The sequence below is a fragment of the Altererythrobacter sp. C41 genome, from assembly GCF_016803135.1.
Taxonomy (GTDB): domain Bacteria; phylum Pseudomonadota; class Alphaproteobacteria; order Sphingomonadales; family Sphingomonadaceae; genus Pelagerythrobacter.
Genome location: NZ_JAEVFE010000004.1, coordinates 107749 through 125321 on the forward strand (window position 1 = coordinate 107749; position 17573 = coordinate 125321).

Consider the following 17573-nt stretch of genomic DNA (forward strand, 5'->3'; position numbering starts at 1 on the left):
CGGCGCCCCCACCACGGCTAACAGGCTTGCGAGAGTAGGAGTTCCCCGGGGGCGGTCCAAGCGCCCTAGATGTCCGATAATCCGAGTGTTTCAAGAAGGGACGCCCGCGCCGCGCGTACGTCGCGGGCCAGCGCGACGTTGCCGAGATCGGCCGGATCGATCTGCTCGGGCCAGGTGGCAGCGATCACCTGTTCGATCCGCTCCGCCTTGGCCTCGTCGAGCAGGAAGCGAGGATCGACCGTTGCAGGGTCGGCGACCACCCGCAGGCGCAGGCAGGCGGGGCCGCCGCCGTTGGCCATCGACTGGCGCACGTCGACCGGAATGACCTGCCGGATCGGACCGTTGCTCGCCAGCATCGCCTCGCACCAGCTCCACACGGCCGCGCTTTCGCGACATTCCTCCGGCACGACCAGCGCCATCTCGCCCGTAGGCAGTGTGAGAAGCTGCGCGTTGAACAGGTAGGTGCGGATGGCTTCTTCGAGGCTGACCGCGCCTGCCGGCACTTCGACCACTTCGAGCGCGGGGAACTTCGCGCGGATCGCCTCGCAGGCGCCGGCCTGGTCGGCGAAGGCCTGTTCGTGCGTGAACAGCACCCGCTCGTTCGCGACGGCGACCACGTCGTTGTGAAACGCGCCCGCTTCGATCGCCGCCGGGTTCTGCTCGATGAATACGGCGCGCTGGTGGTCGAGCCCGTGGAGACGCGCCACCGCACGGCTCGCCTGCTCGTGCTGACGTGCGGGGAATTTGCCGCCGGGGCGACCGTAGACGAACACCTCCACGCCCGGCGCGTCGTGCCCGTCGCAGAACCGCATGTGATTGGCCGCGCCCTCGTCACCGAAGCTGGGCGGGATGGCGTCGTGCACCGCGAAATGCGCCGCGTCGACAAAGGCGACGTCGAGCTGGCGCTTCGTGTCCGGCCATTCCTGCCCGCGGTGCAGCATGGTCGAGAGGTTGGCGGGTGTCAGATGGCAGCGCCCGTCCGCCGTGTCGGGCGCGGGGCTGACGGTCGCGGCGTTGGCGGTCCACATCGAACTGGCCGACCAAGCCGCGGCGAGCAGCGCACGGTCCGCAGTCTCGTCTACCGCGAGACGCGCCAACAAGCCCTCGTTCGGGCGGGGCAAGGGAAGGAGGAAGCCTTGCGCCAGCCCGCGCGCCATGTTGCCGCGCATCTTCGCCAGCCCCTGCAGCGCCGCGGCGCGCGGGTACGAGGAGTTACCTCGGTGACTTGCGCTGGCGATATTGCCCAGGCTGAGGCCGGCGTAGTTGTGGCTCGGGCCGACGATGCCGTCGAAGTTGATCTCGACGAGGGTCATGAGATGATCTTCAGTGCAGGGTGCGGGCGTATGGAGCGAGGCATCACCGCGCTACGCTCCATACCTCGTCATCCGGGCCGACGCGGAGCGCCTTGGCGGCTGTCTCGTCGATCGCCAGCGTCCCCTCGGGCGTGACCTCGCGCATGCCGTAGGCGGAGCGGAAGCCGCCCAGCGCGCCGGTGGCGATGATCGCGCGCTCACCGTATTCGAGATCGCACCGCTCCACCCGATGCCGCTGCGCCTCGGCGACGCTCTTTACCCGATCGGTCCTGGCGGTCATCGTCGGGCCGCCGTCGAAGATGTCGACGTAACCTTCGCAGGCGAAGCCTTCGTTCTCCAGCATCTTCATCGCGGCCCGGCCCGAGGGATGCGGCAGGCCGATCACGCTGCGCGCGTCGTCGTCGAGCATGGCGACGTAGACCGGGTGCTTGGGCATCAGGTCGGCGATGAACTGGTTGCCGTTGATCGCGTTGAAATAGTCGGCTTCCTGGAAGCTCATTCCGAAGAAGCGACCGGCAACTCCGTCCCAGAAGGGCGAGCCGCCGCGCTCGTCGATGATCCCGCGCAGCTCAGCCAGGACGCGGTCTGCGAAGCGCCGGCGGTGCATGGCGATGAACAGATAGCGGCTGCGCGCAAGCAGCAGGCCGAGCCCGCCGGCGCGCTCGCCCGGATGGAGGAACAGGCCGCCGACTTCGCTGCATCCCTCGAGGTCCGTCACGAGGCTCAGCAGCTCGGCGCGCACGGTGCGGTTGAGCTCCTGCGAGTGCTGCGTCAGCGTCGTCAGGCGGTAGGAATAGAACGGCCACTGCTGGCCGACCTGGGTGAAGAGCTGGCAGGTGCCGCGCACCTCGCCGGTCGCGGTGTTTTCGAGCACGAGCACGAACTGATCGTCGCCGAGCGCGTCGTCGGTGCGCGCGAAGGCCGTGGCCGCGCGGTTCAACTTGGCGGAGAGCGCGTCGCGATCGGGCGGAAGGTTGGTGAACCCGCCGCCGGTGAGCTTTGCCATTTCGTAGATCGGTTCGAGGTCGTCGGTGCGCGCGGCGCGCAGGGCGAAGGTCAAATGGCGTCTCCGTTGGCGAGATGGCGCAGCACGAGCGCGCTGAGCGCGGCGCGCTCGGCGAGCGAGGGTACGATAAGGAATTCGTCGGGCGAATGGATCGCGCCGCCGCGCACGCCCATGGTATCGACCACCGGCACGCCGGTAGCGGCGATGTTGTTGCCGTCGCACACCCCGCCGGTCGATTTCCAGCCGATTTCCTGCCCGAGCAGGGCGCCGCAGTCGCGCACGAGGTCGAACAGCTTCTGCGCCCGGCGGTCGACCGGCTTGGGCGGTCGGGTAATGCCGCCGTGGCGGTGGATGACGACTTCATGTGCCTGCTGGACCTCGCCGATCAGCGCGGCGAGGCCGTTTTCGAATGTCTGCGCAGCATCGGGGCTCTTCGGGCGGATATTGAACCGCAGCACGGCATGATCGGGCACGACATTGTTGGCCGATCCGCCTTCGATCTTCGCCGGATTGACCGGGCATTCGGCCGTCTGGAGCCGCTTGAGGCCCAGCACCAGCGCCGCCGCCGCCACGATCGCGTTGCGCCCGTCTTCCGGATTGCGCCCGGCATGGGCGGAACGACCGGTGACAGTGAGCGAGTAGTTGCCGCTGCCGCCGCGTGCATGGGCCAGCGTGCCGTCGGGCAGGGCTGAGGGCTCGTAAGTCAGCGCCGCATACTTGCCGCGGGCAAGCCCCTCGATCAGCGGCGCGGAGGCGAGGGAGCCGGTCTCCTCGTCCGAATTGATCATCACGTCGTAGCCGAGCTTCGCCGCATCCGGGCTCGCCTCGAAGGCCTTGAGCGCGTGGAGGATCACTGCGATCCCGCCCTTCATGTCGGCGAGGCCGGGGCCGTTGAGAGTCTCGTCGTCGATCCAGCGCTGCTGCTGGAACGGGTGGTCTGCGGGGAAGACGGTGTCCATGTGCCCGGTCAGCAGAAGCCGCCGCTCGGCCTCGGGGCGAACGCGAAGAACGAGGTGCTGCCCGAACAGTCGCTCGACCTCGCGCCCGTCGGCGGCGATGGCGGTGACGGGGGCGGGGTCGACCAGCGCGATCTCTCCCGGCAGCGCGGAGAACGCCTCCGCCAGCGCATCGGCCTGCCGTGCCAGCCCATCGAGATTGTCGGTGCCGGTGTTGATCGCGCTCCAGGCCTGCACCTGTTCCAGCATCGCCTGCTGGTCGATCGCCTCGAGAATGGCTGTGCTGTCGATATCCGGTTTCATCCGCAACCGGCTGTAGCGGGGCTTTCGGCCCGGCGAAACCCTCCCTCCTCTCCGGCTTGCAATCGATCCCGGGCTTGGCCATAGCCGCATTCGTCCTCCTCCCCGGGACGATGCTCGAATTGCACGCGCTTGGAGGACGAATGACCGATACGATCGAACGGGCCGGATTGCAGGTCCATGCCGCATTGGCGGAGCTGCTGGAGCGCGAGGTGCTGCCGGTGCTCGGGCGCGATGCGGATGTGTTTTGGCGCGGATTTTCCGAGCTTCTGGCGGACCTTGCGCCGTGCAACCGGGCGCTGCTGGTGAAACGGCAGGACTTGCAGGCGAAGATCGACGCCTGGCACCAGGAGCGGCGCGGGCAGCCGCACGATCCGAAGGCTTATCGCGCGTTCCTGGAGGCGATCGGCTACCTCGTTCCGGAACCCGCGCCGTTTGCGATCGGGACCGAGAACGTCGACCCGGAGATTGCCACCATGGCCGGACCGCAGCTCGTGGTTCCGGTGCTTAACGCGCGCTTCCTGCTCAACGCGGCCAACGCGCGCTGGGGCAGTCTCTACGATGCGTTCTACGGCACCGACGCGCTCGATGCGCCGCCAGCCAAGCCGGGCGGGTACGATCCGGAGCGCGGTGCAGCAGTGGTCGCGCGGGTGCGGGCGTTCCTTGATGAGACGGTGGCACTGGCCGAGGGGAGCTGGGCCGATCTGACCGATCTTTCCGGCGACATCCCGCTCGCCGATCCCGCACAGTTCGCGGGACGGACCGAGCGCGGGCCGCTGCTGGTCAACAACGGGCTGCATATCGAGATCGTCGTCGATCGCGAACATCCGGTCGGCAAGGACGATCCGGCGGGCATCGCCGATGTCGTACTCGAATCCGCGCTGACGACGATCTGCGACTGCGAGGATTCGGTCGCGGCGATCGATGGCGAGGACAAGGCGCTCGCCTACCGCAACTGGCTCGGTGTGATCCGCGGCGATCTGGAGGAGAGCTTCGACAAGGGCGGGCGGCGGATGACCCGCAAGCTGGCGCCCGACAAGCGCTACACCGCGCCCGACGGCAGCGAGCGGAGCCTGCCGGGCCGCAGCCTGCTGTTCGTGCGCAATGTCGGCCATCTGATGACGACCCCGGCGGTCCGTCTCGCAAGCGGTGCCGAGGCGCCCGAAGGCGTGATCGACGCGGTCTTCACCTCGGCCATCGGGGCACTCGATGTCGAGGGGCACGCGAAGCACGGCAATTCGCGTGGCGGCTCGATCTACATCGTCAAGCCGAAGATGCACGGGCCGGAGGAATGCGCGTTCACCAACGATCTGTTCGACCGTGTGGAGGACCTGCTCGGCCTGCCGCGCCACACGATCAAGGTCGGCGTGATGGACGAGGAGCGGCGCACCAGTGCCAATCTCGCGGCCTGCATCCACGCGGTGAAGGACCGGATCGTGTTCATCAACACCGGCTTCCTCGACCGCACGGGGGACGAGATCCACACGTCGATGCAGGCCGGGCCGATGATCCGCAAGGGGGCGATGAAATCGAGCGTCTGGCTCGATGCCTACGAGAAGCGCAACGTCGCGATCGGGCTCGCCTGCGGGCTCTCGGGCAAGGCGCAGATCGGCAAGGGCATGTGGGCCGCGCCCGACATGATGCGCGACATGCTGGAGCAGAAGATCGGCCACCTGAAAGCCGGCGCGAACACCGCCTGGGTGCCGAGCCCGACTGCGGCGACGCTCCACGCACTGCATTACCACCGGCTCGATGTGTTCGCGGCGCAACAGGGGCTGGGCGATGCGCCGGGGCTGGATGCTCTGCTGACGATCCCGGTCGTGGACGGCACCAACTGGTCCGAGGACGAGGTGCGCGAGGAGCTCGACAACAACGCGCAGGGCCTGCTCGGCTATGTCGTGCGCTGGATCGACCAGGGCGTCGGCTGCTCCAAGGTGCCCGACATCCACGACGTCGGCCTGATGGAGGACCGCGCGACGCTGCGCATCTCCAGCCAGCATATGGCCAACTGGCTGCTCCACGGCGTCTGCACACGGGAGCAGGTGATGGACAGTCTGCGCCGCATGGCCGCCAAGGTCGACGCGCAGAACGCGGACGATCCGGCTTACCGGCCCCTCGTCGGCAACGAAGAGGGCCCCGCATTCCGCGCCGCTTGCGACCTCGTGTTCAAGGGTGCCGAGCAGCCGAGCGGCTATACCGAACCCTTGCTTCACGAATGGCGCGCGGCGGCAAAATGGGGATAGTCGCGACCGAATTCCGAAGGGGCGGAGAGTGATCCCGGCTTTCGCTGGGATGACGGTTTCGGGGGCGACGGCAAGCGAAGTACTTCCCGGGCTTACCCATGTCTGGGGCCTTCGACGCGTGGTCCCCGCGCAGACGCCCGCATCGGTTCATCGCAAGATGCGCCCGGATCGACCTCGCCAGGCACGGGGGCGTGCGGAGCGTTCATCCGCCCGAAAGGATGATCTGAACAGCCGGGACATCCGCGGTGTCGAACGCGGCGTGCAAGCGCCGTGTGACATGCTGCGAGAAGAGGGGGGTCTCGACAGCCGGGCACGCAGGGCCGGCTGATGTAGATCAAGGAGTAACGTAATGAGTTTCATTTCCCACAGGCCGAAGGGCCTCTTCCTGCTTGCGATGCTTTCGGTGTCGGCTTCGGGCAGCGTCTATGCGCAGCAGCAGGAGGCCCCCGAAGGCGAGTACGTGACGACCGTGTACGGCTCGCTTCCGGCCGATCTGTCCGGCCTCCCCGAAGGCCCCGAGATCGAAGGCATCATCTCCGCGCGTGATGGCGACAAGGTGCAGGTCACCGGCGCCGACGGCACCAACACCGTGATCGCCGTGGGACAGGCCACCGAGATCAAGGCGACCGGCGGCTTCCTCGGCCTCGACCGCGACAAGCTCGCCGCCGACGCGCTGCTCAACGGCCTGCCGGTTTCGGTCAAAACCGTGGAATGGGGCGGCGGTCTGATCGCCAGCAAGATCGATCTCAAGAACAAGGACCTTCGCACCGCGTCGATGATCCGCACCGGCACCGCCCAGGGCTTCGCCGAGCAGACCGCGGCGACCGAGGCGCTGCGCGGCCGCATGGGCGACATCGACAAGTACAACGTCAAGGGCACCACCAACGTGCACTTCGACGTGGGCAAGGCCGTGCTGTCCGAGCAGGCGAAGGCCGATCTCTGCGCCACCGCGGCCCAGGCCGAGGCGACCGAGAACGCCCTGATGCTGGTCGTCGGCTACACCGATTCGACCGGCAGCCAGGAACTCAATCAGGAGCTCAGCGAGAAGCGGGCCAGCCGCGTCGTCAACTATCTGCAGCAGGCCTGCGGCTGGGCGCCTTATCGGATGCTGACCCCCACCGGGATGGCCGAGGCCGACCCGCTGGCGGACAACACTACGCCCGACGGCAAGGCGCAGAATCGCCGCGTCGCGGTGAACATCCTCGTCAGCAAGAGCGTCGAGGGCCTCTGAGCCGTACCGGGGCGGGCCGAGCCCGCCCCCGCGATGATCGAGGCGCCCCGCCGGCGGACATGCAGGAATGTCCGCCGGCGGGGCGTAGCCGTCACGACAGTTGCCGAGCCACTGCCACGAACTCCGCCACGCTGAGCGTCTCCGCTCGCCGCTGCGGGTCGATGCCGATCCTCTCCAGTGCCTCCAGCGCACCGGACACGCCCTTGAGACTCTGGCGGAGCATCTTCCTGCGCTGACCGAACGCCGCCTCGGTAACACGTTCCAGGATCCGGGCGGAGACCCCTTCCGGCATCGCGGACGGCTCGATGTGGACGATCGCGCTCGTCACCTTGGGCGGCGGGGTGAAGGCGCTGCGATGAACTTTCATCGCAAGCCGTGCGGCCGAGCGCCACTGGGCGAGCACCGCCAGTCGGCCGTAGGCGCCCGTGCCCGGCTGAGCGACGATCCGCTGGGCCACTTCCTGCTGAAACATCAGCGTCAGGCTGGTCCATTGCGGCGGCCACGCGTTCTCGTTTCCCCTCGGCCCGCCGAGCCAGCGAACGAATAACGCGGTGCCGACGTTGTAAGGCAGGTTGGCGACGACGGCGAAGGGCTCCCCCATCGTCGCATCGTGGTCGAGCGTGAGTGCGTCGCCTTCGATCACGCGCAGGCGGCCAGGGAAGGCGGCTTCGAGTTCGGCAAGGGCGGGGAGGCAGCGGCGGTCCATCTCGATCGCCGTGACCCGCGCGCCGGCCTTGAGCAGCGCGCGCGTCAGGCCCCCGGGACCGGGGCCGATCTCGAGCACCGCACGGTCGCGCAAGTCGCCGGGAACGGCGGCGATGCGGTCAAGCAACTGCGCGTCGAACAGGAAATTCTGCCCCAGCGCCTTGGAGGCGCTGAGCCCGTGTTTCGCGATTACTTCACGCAAGGGTGGGAGGTCGGCCATGTTCCGCGTCCCTAGACCGTTCGTCCGGAGCTTGTCGAAGGAGATTCGATCCGAGCGTCACATCGCCATCCTGGGATGACGAACGGGCTGTCGAATTCGAGCGCTTATGGGTTCCGATCGGCTGCCCGGCGCGCCGCGCATTCGCCGGCCATGCGGATCGCGGCGATGGTTGCGCCGGGGTCGGCGAGGCCCTTGCCGGCGATGTCGAAGGCGGTGCCGTGGTCGGGGCTGGTGCGGATGATCGGCAAGCCGAGCGTGACGTTGACCCCACTGTCGAAGTCGAGCGCCTTCAAGGGGATCAGCGCCTGATCGTGATACATCGCCAGCGCCACGTCGAAGCGGGTGCGGCCGCGCGGGGTGAACAGCGCATCGGCGGGGTGCGGGCCGGTGGCATCGATCCCTTCCTCGCGCAGCGCAGCGACCGCGGGGGCGATGATCCGGGCCTCCTCGTCCCCGAACTTGCCGTCCTCGCCAGCATGGGGGTTGAGACCGGCGACGGCCAGCCGCGGCCGGGCGAGGCCGAAATCGCGCTCGAGCGCGGCAGCGACCACGCGCGCGCGCCGGACGATGAGGTCGCGGGTGAGAAGGCTCGGCACCTCGGCCAGCGCGACATGCACGGTAAGCGGAACGGCGCGGAGCTGCGGGCCCGCTAGCATCATCACAGCGTACCGCGCTGCAACGCCGCAGGCGGCCGCGACATATTCCGTCTGCCCAGGATGCGCGAAACCCACCTCGGCGAGCCGCGCCTTCGCGATCGGCCCCGTGACGAGGGCAGCGGCGGATTGGGAGACGGCGAGCCGCGTGGCTCTGTCCAGCGAGGCAAGAGCGAGCCGCGCGCCGTCGCGGCTGGGCGTTCCGGGTGCCCAGTCCCCGTCATCCTCGCCGAGAACCGGCAGCGCGCGCGGGAATACTGCGGCGGCTTCCTGCGGATCGGCGATGGTTTCCACCGGCAGGTCGATCTGGCGCGAGGCAGCGGCGGCACGCAGCAGGCTGGCACCGCCCGTCACCAGGAATGGTGGCAGCCGCTCCGCCTCGCGCCGCGCCCAGGCCTCGGCAATCAGCTCGGGCCCGATACCCGCCGGATCACCCAAGGAAGCGACCAAGGGCGAAAGCGCGAGCGGCGCGTGCGTCAATTGTACTCTATGTAGGCGTCGTTGCGCAGGTCGCGCAGATAGCGCTGGGCGCGCTTGGCGATGCGGTCGTCCTCGATCTGATTCATGATCCGGTCGAAGTTCGGCCCGCCATCGGTCTGCGGATCGTCGCGCCCGCAGAGCAGCAGCACGCGCACGCCGTCCTCCAGCGAGCCGAAGGGCGGGGTCGCCTGGCCCACCTGCAGGCCGAGGATGGTCGGCTGCAACTGCTCGGGAAGCTGCGCGACGCGCATGCCGTCGTTGGTCACCACTTCGGCATTGATCTCGGATGCGACGCGTTCGGCATCGCCGCATCCGCGCATGCCCTGGATCGCGGTGTTGAACTGTTCGACCCGGGCCGCGGCCTGCGCTTCGGTCGTGCCGGGCGCGAAGGAGATCGAGATCTGCTTGAGGCTGAGGATCGCGTTGCGCGGATCGGGCATGCCGACCTGGCGCCGGTCGATCAGATAGACGATCTCGAAGCCACCGGGAATTTCGAACGGGCCGACGAGCTGGCCGGGCTCCATGTCGCGCGCGACCGTCGCCATTTCGGTGGGCAACGTGTCGAGCCGGACGAAGCCCAGATCGCCGCCCGCCGCGGCGGTCGAGGCTTCGGAGAACTGCCGCGCATAGACCGAGAAGTCGGCCCCCCGCTGAAGCTGCTCGACGATGCGCTGTGCGTTCTGGAGCACCGCCTCGCGGTTCGCCGGCGTGGCGGACAGGAAGATCTCGCCGATACGGTATTCGACCGTGCCGCGATCCGCCTCCATCCGGGCGAGCACGTCGGTCACTTCCTCGCGCGAGACATTGATGAAGGGCGCGACGTTGCGGCTGAGCAGGCGCTGCCAGGCGATTTCGGCACGAAGCTGGCGTTTGAGCGAGGCGGGCGAGGAGCCCATCGCGGTCAGCGCCTGGTTCATCCCTTCGATGCTCTGGTTATTGCGCTGGGCGATCTCGGCATATTGCGCGTCGACTTCCTGCTCGGTGACCGGCATCTCCTGCGCGGTCGCGGCCTGGATCTGCAGCGTCTCGTCGATCAGGTTGCGCAGGATCTGCATCCGCGCCGCCTGGAGCTGCTCGGGCGTGAGCTGGTTTCCGCTCGCCCCGAGAAGCAGCGCCACCCGCTGCTCGATATCGGTGCCCGTGATCACCGAGCCGTTGACCACGGCGGTCGCCGTGCGGACGTTGGGATCGCCTTCACCCAGCAGCGCGACGTCGTCGGGAATGTTGAGCGGGTTGGCGGCCTGCGCCTGCAGCGCGATCGGCCCTCCTGCGAGACCCAACGCGGCAATGCCCGCGAGCAGCTTGGAAAACTTGTATTCGATCACCTGCAAATCCCATTTCCGGCGCTACACGGCGCCCGCTGTCGCTTGCGGCGCATTGGCCGGCGACGGCTTAACCGAAGCTGAGTGAGGCGCGGATAGCGCACTTGCGCCGCGCTGCCAATCGCGATGGTTCTCCGCGGCTTGCGCTCAGCGGAAACCGAGATTGCGCAGCGCGAAGTAGAGCTGGAAGGTGTCGCCGCGCTGCGCGTCGCCCGCATCGGTGTAGTCGCGCCGCCAGGTGACGCCGAATTCCAGGCAGTCGTCCTGATAGGCGACGCCGAGACGCGTGCGGACCGGATCGAAGCCGTCGGAGGTCAGGGTCGGATCCTCCTCCCGGTCGGTCAGGTTGAACACGCCGGAGCCGAACACCGACCAGTAGCGGGCGAAGGCGACGCGGGTTGCGAGGCGCAGTTCCTCGCGGTCCTGCAGGTCCTCGATCCCCTCGGCGATGTCGCGGTCGAGCCGGAGATAGCCGATCTCGGCGTACGTGCGCCGGCTCCCCACCGTGGCGTCGAGCTCGTTCCGGCGTACGGCCAGGTTGTCCTTGTCCAGCCGGAAGCGGTGCGTGAACTTGATGAAGTCGCGGTAACGGACTTCGGTACGGCCGACGAAGTCCGACACGCGCTCGCTGAGGCCGGTGCCGTTGAGGAAGACGCCCGGATCCTTGTCGAAGCGATAGCTCTGGCCGACCGTCGTGTTGATCCGCCAGTCGGGCACCTGCAGCTCCCAGTCGAAGCCATAGGTCACGCGCGCACCGTCCTCTACCCGGTCGTAGCCGGGGAAGCGGTTGAGCGCGAAGAGGTTGGAATCCTCCAGATCGATCGCGCGTGCGTCCTCGTTGGGAACGGCGAGGTTGCGGATCGGCGGACTGGCGGCGAACTGGACGCGCGGGGTGAAGACTTGCGTTCCGCCGAACGCTTCGCCGACGAAAGGCCATTCGACGTCGATCGCGGCGACTGCGATGCCGCGTGTCTCCCAGCCGGGATTGCCGCGATAGACCGCGGTTTCGGTCAGCCCGTTCTCGTCGCTGTGATAGACGTCGCCGCGCACGAGGCCGGTCAATGTCACCACCTGGCCGAGCGAGGTGATACGCTTCAAGTCCCACCGCGCGCCGGCGAAGGCGCGCTGCGTGTCCTGCCCTTCGTCGCGCATGATCGCGAGCGAATTGAACTGGAGTTCCAGCTTGCCGCCGAGCCCCAGCGGATCTGCGAAGCGGTGCCGGTAGTCGATCACCGGCAGCGCCACCGGCACCTGGCCCTGTTCCTCGCCGAGGCGCAGCGTTTGTGTCGCCCAGCCGGCGATGGAGAGGTAGGAATCATCGTCGATCCGCTCGAGATTGACCGTGGAGCGGAGCCGGTCGTCGCGGCTGATGTCGTAGCGGCGCAGGAACGTGCGGTCGCTCGCGAGCCGGATCGAGCCGGTCAGGCTCCAGTGCGGATCGAACTGGAACTTGCCGTTGGCGAACAGGTAGCCGCGCGGATCCTTCTCCGTGATCGGGTCGCCGGTGATGTCCGAGATGCGGCTGCTATGGGTGGCGTAGCCGGTGATCTGGTAGGCGCCCTTGCCGGTCAGGTGGCGCCATTGCGCCGAGACCATCGGAGGGGCCTCGGTAAAGACGTGGGCGCCGAGCGTGAGGTCCTTGTTGTCGGCGATGCGCCAGAGGTAGCTGCCGCTGATCTCGACGCCGTTGGATTCCGAAAAGCGCAGGTCCGGGACGAGGAAGCCCGACACCGCCTTGCCGTCGGTGCGCACGGCGAGGCCCGGCAGCGGCAGGATCCGCGCGCCGAAGATCTCGAGGAATGCGCCTGAGAAGCGGATTCGGTTCTCGTCCGGGTCGTAGACCACGCGGTCGGCGGTGATGCGCCAGCTCGGATTCTTCGGGCACCCCTCGGCATCGGTGACCGCACAGGCGGTATAGGCCGCGCTGGAAAGGGTGACGGTACCATCCTCCCCCCGCTGCCCCTCGCGTGCGGCGAGCCGCCCGCCCTCGCGCAATGCGAGCAGCAGGTCCTCCATCGCACCGGCCTCGAACTCGTCGGTCAGCTCGATCCGCGAGGTGTAGAGCTGGTTCCCTTCCTCGTCGACGAAGCGGACGTTGCCCGTGCCGACGATCTGCCCCGTTGCGCTGTTCCAGGTGACCTGGTCGGCGCGCACCGAGCGGTCGGCGCTGCGCAGCACGACGTTGCCGGTCGCGGTGACGGTGTCGCCGTTCGAATCGTAGGACAGCGTGTCCGCTTCGAACGCGATCTCGTCCTCGCTCGCGGGCGCGTCGGGCGTGCCGCTGGGGTCGAGCGGGGGGAGGGGTGTGGTGAGCTCGGGCGGCTCGCGCCCCTCCTCCGGCTGCTCGAGATCGGCGTCGATCGCAGCATCGCCATCCTGCGCTGCGGCTTGCGCCGGCACAAGGACGGCCATCAGGGCAGCGCCCGCCACCCCGGCTTTCCAGGCCGCCCCGGTCATGCGGAAATCATCGGCTTGCAGCGCATTCGACCAGGCGGGGAGCATGGGTTGCCTATCGCATCGGTCGAGCCTAATCGCAATCGCCATCGATTGGCGTTGCGCCGAGGCGTGCATCGCGAACATCTCGAAAAACCTCCGGAGCCTCCATGAAAGTCGAATTCTCACCAGCACTTCCCGAAGGAACGCGGCTCGTCGCGTATATCGCCGACCAGGACAAGCTGCCCGGCGGGATCGAACCGGCGCTGGCCGAAGGCGCGAAAGTGGCGCGGTTCAAGGGGCGCGCGGGCGAGCTGTTCGAGGGCTTTGTGGAGCGCGGCGGCACAGTGGTCCGCGTCGCGTTGGCAGGTGCGGGGGAGGCCGAGACCCAGGCGCGCCCGGGCAACCTCGAGAAGGCGGGCGCGGCGCTCGCAGCCAAATATCTGACGTCGGGCGAGAAAAGCCTCGCGATCGACTTCACCGGCAGCGGCCTTTCGGCCGAACAGGCGGCCGCGGTGCTGCTGGGCCTGCGCCTGCGCGCATGGCGCCACGACGCCTACCGCACGAAGCTGAAGGACGAGCAGAAGCGTTCGCTCGACACCGTCGTCGCAGTCGGCGCGCCCGAGGGGGCAGAGGCGGCCTGGGCGGTCGAGGCGGCGCTGGCCGAGGGCGTCGAGTTCACTCGCGAACTCGTGACCGAGCCGCCGAACAAGGTCTATCCGGTCAGCTTCGTCGAAAAGTGCCGAGAGGCCTTCAAGGGCACCGAGGCGGAGCTGATCGTGCTCGACGAGGACGCGATGGCGAAGCTCGGCATGGGCGCGCTGCTCGGCGTCGGGCAGGGCTCGACCCAGCCCTCGCGCCTGCTCGCGATCAAGTGGAACGGCGGCGGCAGCGAGGCCCCGACCGTGTTCGTCGGCAAGGGCGTCACCTTCGACACCGGCGGCATCTCGCTCAAGCCCGGCGCAGGCATGGAAGACATGAAGTGGGACATGGGCGGCGCGGGCGCGGTCGCAGGGGCGATGCTGGCGGTCGTGAAGCGCAAGGCGAAGGCGAACGTGGTCGGCGTCGTCGGGCTGGTCGAGAACATGCCCGACGGCAATGCGATCCGGCCGAGCGACATCCTCACCTCGATGTCGGGTCAGACGATCGAAGTGCTCAACACCGATGCCGAAGGGCGGCTAGTGCTGAGCGACGCGCTCTACTGGGCGCAAAAGGAGTTCGCGCCCAAGCGGATCGTCGACTTCGCGACGCTCACCGGCGCGATGGTCATCTCGCTCGGCCACGAATACGCCGGGGTCTTCGCCAATGACGACAGCCTCGCCGACGATCTGCTCGCGGCGGGCAAGACCAGCGGCGACAGGCTGTGGCGCTTCCCGCTCGATCCGGCCTACGACAAGCTGATCGACAGCCCGATCGCCGACATGAAGAACGTCGGCCCGCGGCCGGCCGGCTCGATCACCGCGGCGCAGTTCCTCCAGCGTTTCATCGAGAACGGCACCGCCTGGGCGCACTGCGACATCGCCGGGATGGTCTGGGCCGACAAGCCCGGCGCGACGTGGGACAAGGGCGCGACCGGATATGGCGCGCGCCTGATCGACCGCTTCGTGCGCGACACGCTGGAAGGCTGAGGAGGGTCGGGCCGTGCGCGTCGGGTTCTACCTCGCGCCGGGCCAGCCCGTCGAACGCGTCCTGCCGCTGATCGCCCGCGCGGCGGCGAAGGCGAAGCAGCGCATGCTGGTGGTCGCCGGGGACGACGACCTGCTCGACCGCATCGGCGGTGCGCTGTGGGAATACGCGCCTGCCGAGTTCCTCGCCAACGGCCGTGCGGGCGAACCGCACGCGGCACATCAGCCGGTGCTCCTTTCGCGCATATGCGCCGCGGAGAATGATGCGAAGCTGGTGGCGCTGGCCGACGGGGCCTGGCGCGAGGAGGCCGAGAGCTTCGAGCGCGCGCTGCTGTTCTTCGACGAAAGCGGGCGCGACGCGGCACGCGCGGTCTGGCGCAGGTTCGACGGTCGCGAGGATGTCGAGCGTGAGTTCTACGAACTCGATGGCGGCAAATGGCAGCGCAGGCGCTGAAGGAGAGGACGATGACGGTTCGATGGGCGATGGCAGGCATGGCAGCGCTGCTGCTGGCCGGGTGCGGTTCCGAGCGGTCGGGCACGGTCGAGGGCGAGGACGGGACCGTGGCGCACTACAAGGTGGACGAGTCGAGCGGCGAGGTGAACGCGACGCTCGAGACGACGGACGGCACCGCGACGATGCGCTCGGGCGCGGACGTCCCGGTCGAGCTGCCGCGCGGCTTCACGATCTACCCCGGGGCTCAGGTCACCACCAACACCGTGTTCGAGCAGGCCGACGCGAACGGCGCGCTGCTGACGATGGAATCGGACGCCTCGCCCGAGGAGATGGTGGCCTTCTACCGCAAGCAGGCCGAGGCCGCGGGCGTGAAGATCGCCATGAACATGAGCACCGAGACGATGCAGATGATCGGCGGCGATGCGCCCGATGGCGCGACGTTCAGCTTCACGGCGACCCGAAAGGATGGCGGGACGACGGCGCAACTCATGGTGGGTGAGGCTTTCCGGTAAGCGCCATCCCGGCGCTCGCTGGGATGACGGGATTGCATCGAACGGAAGAGAGCGGGGGCTTGCAGCCGAGGCGGTGCGGCGCTAGTTGCGCGCCGCATTCTCCCACGCACTTTCACGACTTCGAAGGAACACCCGATGGCGGTCACCCGCACCTTTTCGATCATCAAGCCCGATGCCACCCGCCGCAACCTGACCGGCGCGGTCACCAAGATGCTCGAGGAAGCCGGCCTGCGCGTCGTCGCCTCCAAGCGCATCCGTATGACCCGCGAGCAGGCCGAGGGCTTCTACGCTGTGCACAAGGAGCGCCCCTTCTTCGGCGAGCTGGTCGAGTTCATGATGAGCGGCCCGGTGGTCGTTCAGGTGCTCGAAGGCGTCGACGCCGTGAAGCGCAACCGCGACGTGATGGGCGCGACCAACCCGGCCGATGCGGCCGAGGGCACGATCCGCAAGACCTTCGCCGAGAGCATCGAGGCCAACACGGTCCACGGTTCGGACAGCGAAGAGAACGCCAAGATCGAGATCGACTTCTTCTTCGGCGAGGACGAGATCGTCGGCTGATTGCTCCGGTAACGGAGTTCACGAAAATTAACATTGTGTGCGACTCGGGGGCGGGTGTTATGCTCGCCTCCGTGTCGCCGCAGGACCGTGCGCAACCGCGCACACACGGGATCCGGTTCGCAGCAGGCGGCGCAGAAAGCGTGACGATGTTCGACTGGCCGACGCCCGAACCGATCAAAGTCGTGAGGCAATACCTCGCGGCAATGAACGCACGCGACGCCGCGAAGGTCGAGGCGTTGCTCGACGATCGTATTCGTTTCGTCGACAGCCGCGGCGAATGGATCGAGGGGCGCGAAAACGTCGCCACTGCGACCCGCAGGTTCTTCGATCTGGAGCCCGATTACCGGCTGCACGACATGAAGATCGTCATGCACGCCGGCGACGTGCTGCTCAAAGGACGCGTCTCCGCCCGGGAAGAACGGCTCGCGCACGACACCTTGTGGCGCGCGCGGACGCGCCGCGGCAAGCTCGTCTACTGGCAGAGCTATGGCGAGGACTCGCCGGCGCTCGCCAGAATCCTCATGCCAGAAGCGGTGCGGGGCGGCGAACTGAACTGACGGCGCGCCCCCGTGCGCGGTGCGGTCAGAACTGATCCGCAGCGTCCATCAGCGCGGTCAGCCGCTTCGGCGCGACCGCGCGCCAGCTTCGCAACAGCCAGTCTTCCACCGATGCCCAGTCGGTATCGCCGAGATCCAGCCGGATGCCGATCCATCCGTCGCCGAAATAGGGCGGGCGGTAATAGCGTGCGGGATCGCTCTCGATCAGGTGTGCCTGCTCGTCAGCGCCGCTGATCTTGGCCAGCAGCGCGGTGATCCCGTCGCCGTGATGGTCGACGCTGACCCAGGCGAACTTCTTGCCCTTGACGATGCCGAAGCAGGGCATGCCGTGGCTGAGCGTCTCCTCCGCCTCGGGCAGCGCCATCGCGCGCTCGCGCACGCGGGCGACGAGCCAGTCCGGGTCGAACGGGCGGGCGGCATATTCGGACAGGACGCGCGGGTAGAGCTGGTGTTCGGCGAGCTTCACCCGCTCCGCGAGCGTTTCCGGGGTGTCGCCCGGCAGGATCGCGACTTCCGCCCGGCCGAGCACTTCGCCCATGTCGAGATCATCGGTCACGAGGTGGACCGAGGCGCCTGCATGGGTGTCGCCCGCCTCGATCGCGCGGGCATGGGTGTCGAGGCCCGGATATTTCGGCAGCAGTGAGGGGTGGATGTTGAGCATCCGGCCCTCCCACCGGGACACGAAGTCCATGCCGAGGATGCGCATGTAGCCTGCGAGCGCGATATGATCGGCTCCCGCCTCGCGCACCGCGCGGTCCATCGCGGCATCGTGATCGGCGCGCGCCATGCCCCGATGGCTCAGCGCGAAGGTCGCCACGCCTTCCGCCTCGGCGAGCTTCAGCCCCTCGGCTTCCGGGTCGTTGCTGGCGACGAGCACGATTTCATAGGCCGCGCCGGTCTGGCGGCTGGCGTAGAGCAGGGCCGCCATATTGGTGCCCTTGCCCGAGATGAGCACCGCGACTTTGGCGCGCTTCATGTCATCTCTACCGCTTGCGGGAAGGGGAG

General features: G+C 68.2%; 15 protein-coding genes. 7 read left to right on the plus strand and 8 right to left on the minus strand.

Translation table 11 applies throughout. The annotated features are described in order from the left end of the window. Positions 1 to 65: 65 nt before the first annotated feature. The 3 genes from JNO53_RS09125 to JNO53_RS09135 are packed head-to-tail and all read right to left on the minus strand — an operon-like array spanning position 66 to position 3578. Entirely contained in the window at positions 66 to 1313 is a 1248-nt protein-coding gene (locus JNO53_RS09125) for an N-succinylarginine dihydrolase (RefSeq protein WP_203109989.1), read from the minus strand. Positions 1314 to 1356: 43 nt separating this feature from the next. Continuing rightward, the gene (locus JNO53_RS09130; RefSeq protein WP_203109991.1) at positions 1357 to 2373 is read right to left on the minus strand and encodes an arginine N-succinyltransferase; all 1017 of its coding nucleotides are present in this window, start codon (positions 2371 to 2373) and stop codon (positions 1357 to 1359) included. Further along, positions 2370 to 3578: a hydrolase gene (locus JNO53_RS09135; RefSeq protein WP_203109993.1), complete on the minus strand. Its 1209-nt coding sequence runs from the start codon at positions 3576 to 3578 to the stop codon at positions 2370 to 2372. The genes JNO53_RS09130 and JNO53_RS09135 overlap by 4 nt, the downstream gene beginning before the upstream one ends. A 140-nt stretch (positions 3579 to 3718) precedes the next feature. Between JNO53_RS09135 and JNO53_RS09140 the strand changes: the two genes are divergently transcribed. Next, positions 3719 to 5818 (plus strand): malate synthase G, encoded by a 2100-nt coding sequence (locus JNO53_RS09140; protein ID WP_203109995.1) that lies wholly within the window; start codon positions 3719 to 3721, stop codon positions 5816 to 5818. Positions 5819 to 6167: 349 nt separating this feature from the next. Beyond that, positions 6168 to 7049 (plus strand): OmpA family protein, encoded by an 882-nt coding sequence (locus JNO53_RS09145; RefSeq protein WP_203109998.1) that lies wholly within the window; start codon positions 6168 to 6170, stop codon positions 7047 to 7049. Positions 7050 to 7140: 91 nt separating this feature from the next. Here the strand turns inward: JNO53_RS09145 and rsmA are convergent, their stop codons facing one another. The 4 genes from rsmA to JNO53_RS09165 form a co-directional block, all read right to left on the minus strand. Beyond that, positions 7141 to 7974, minus strand: coding sequence for a 16S rRNA (adenine(1518)-N(6)/adenine(1519)-N(6))-dimethyltransferase RsmA (gene rsmA, locus JNO53_RS09150; protein WP_203110000.1), 834 nt, complete (start codon positions 7972 to 7974; stop codon positions 7141 to 7143). A 104-nt stretch (positions 7975 to 8078) separates the two neighbouring features. Then, a complete protein-coding gene (pdxA, locus tag JNO53_RS09155; protein ID WP_203110002.1) occupies positions 8079 to 9107 on the minus strand; it encodes a 4-hydroxythreonine-4-phosphate dehydrogenase PdxA in 1029 nt (342 codons plus the stop codon). Further along, a complete protein-coding gene (locus JNO53_RS09160) occupies positions 9104 to 10432 on the minus strand; it encodes a peptidylprolyl isomerase (RefSeq protein WP_203110004.1) in 1329 nt (442 codons plus the stop codon). Before JNO53_RS09160 ends, pdxA begins: the two co-directional genes overlap by 4 nt. 144 nt (positions 10433 to 10576) lie before the next feature. Beyond that, positions 10577 to 12886 (minus strand): LPS-assembly protein LptD, encoded by a 2310-nt coding sequence (locus JNO53_RS09165; protein ID WP_238401786.1) that lies wholly within the window; start codon positions 12884 to 12886, stop codon positions 10577 to 10579. A gap of 146 nt (positions 12887 to 13032) precedes the next feature. On the opposite strand from JNO53_RS09165, the gene JNO53_RS09170 reads away from it, so the two are divergent. From JNO53_RS09170 to JNO53_RS09190, 5 genes are all read left to right on the plus strand, one after another. After that, complete coding sequence (locus tag JNO53_RS09170) at positions 13033 to 14490, plus strand: leucyl aminopeptidase (RefSeq protein ID WP_203110008.1); 1458 nt, start codon at positions 13033 to 13035, stop codon at positions 14488 to 14490. Positions 14491 to 14503: 13 nt separating this feature from the next. Then, positions 14504 to 14941 carry a DNA polymerase III subunit chi gene (locus JNO53_RS09175; RefSeq protein WP_203110010.1) on the plus strand — a complete coding sequence of 146 codons (438 nt, stop codon included), beginning with the start codon at positions 14504 to 14506 and terminating at the stop codon, positions 14939 to 14941. A gap of 11 nt (positions 14942 to 14952) precedes the next feature. After that, complete coding sequence (locus tag JNO53_RS09180) at positions 14953 to 15453, plus strand: hypothetical protein (RefSeq protein ID WP_203110012.1); 501 nt, start codon at positions 14953 to 14955, stop codon at positions 15451 to 15453. Positions 15454 to 15588: 135 nt separating this feature from the next. Continuing rightward, a complete protein-coding gene (gene ndk / locus JNO53_RS09185; protein ID WP_203110014.1) occupies positions 15589 to 16011 on the plus strand; it encodes a nucleoside-diphosphate kinase in 423 nt (140 codons plus the stop codon). Between the two features lie 146 nt (positions 16012 to 16157). Beyond that, positions 16158 to 16568, plus strand: a complete 411-nt coding sequence (locus tag JNO53_RS09190; protein ID WP_203110016.1) for a nuclear transport factor 2 family protein — start codon at positions 16158 to 16160, stop codon at positions 16566 to 16568. 25 nt (positions 16569 to 16593) lie between these two features. Here the strand turns inward: JNO53_RS09190 and purN are convergent, their stop codons facing one another. After that, on the minus strand, positions 16594 to 17544 hold the full coding sequence (gene purN / locus JNO53_RS09195) for a phosphoribosylglycinamide formyltransferase (protein ID WP_203110018.1): 951 nt from the start codon (positions 17542 to 17544) through the stop codon (positions 16594 to 16596). Between the last annotated feature and the right edge of the window lie 29 nt (positions 17545 to 17573).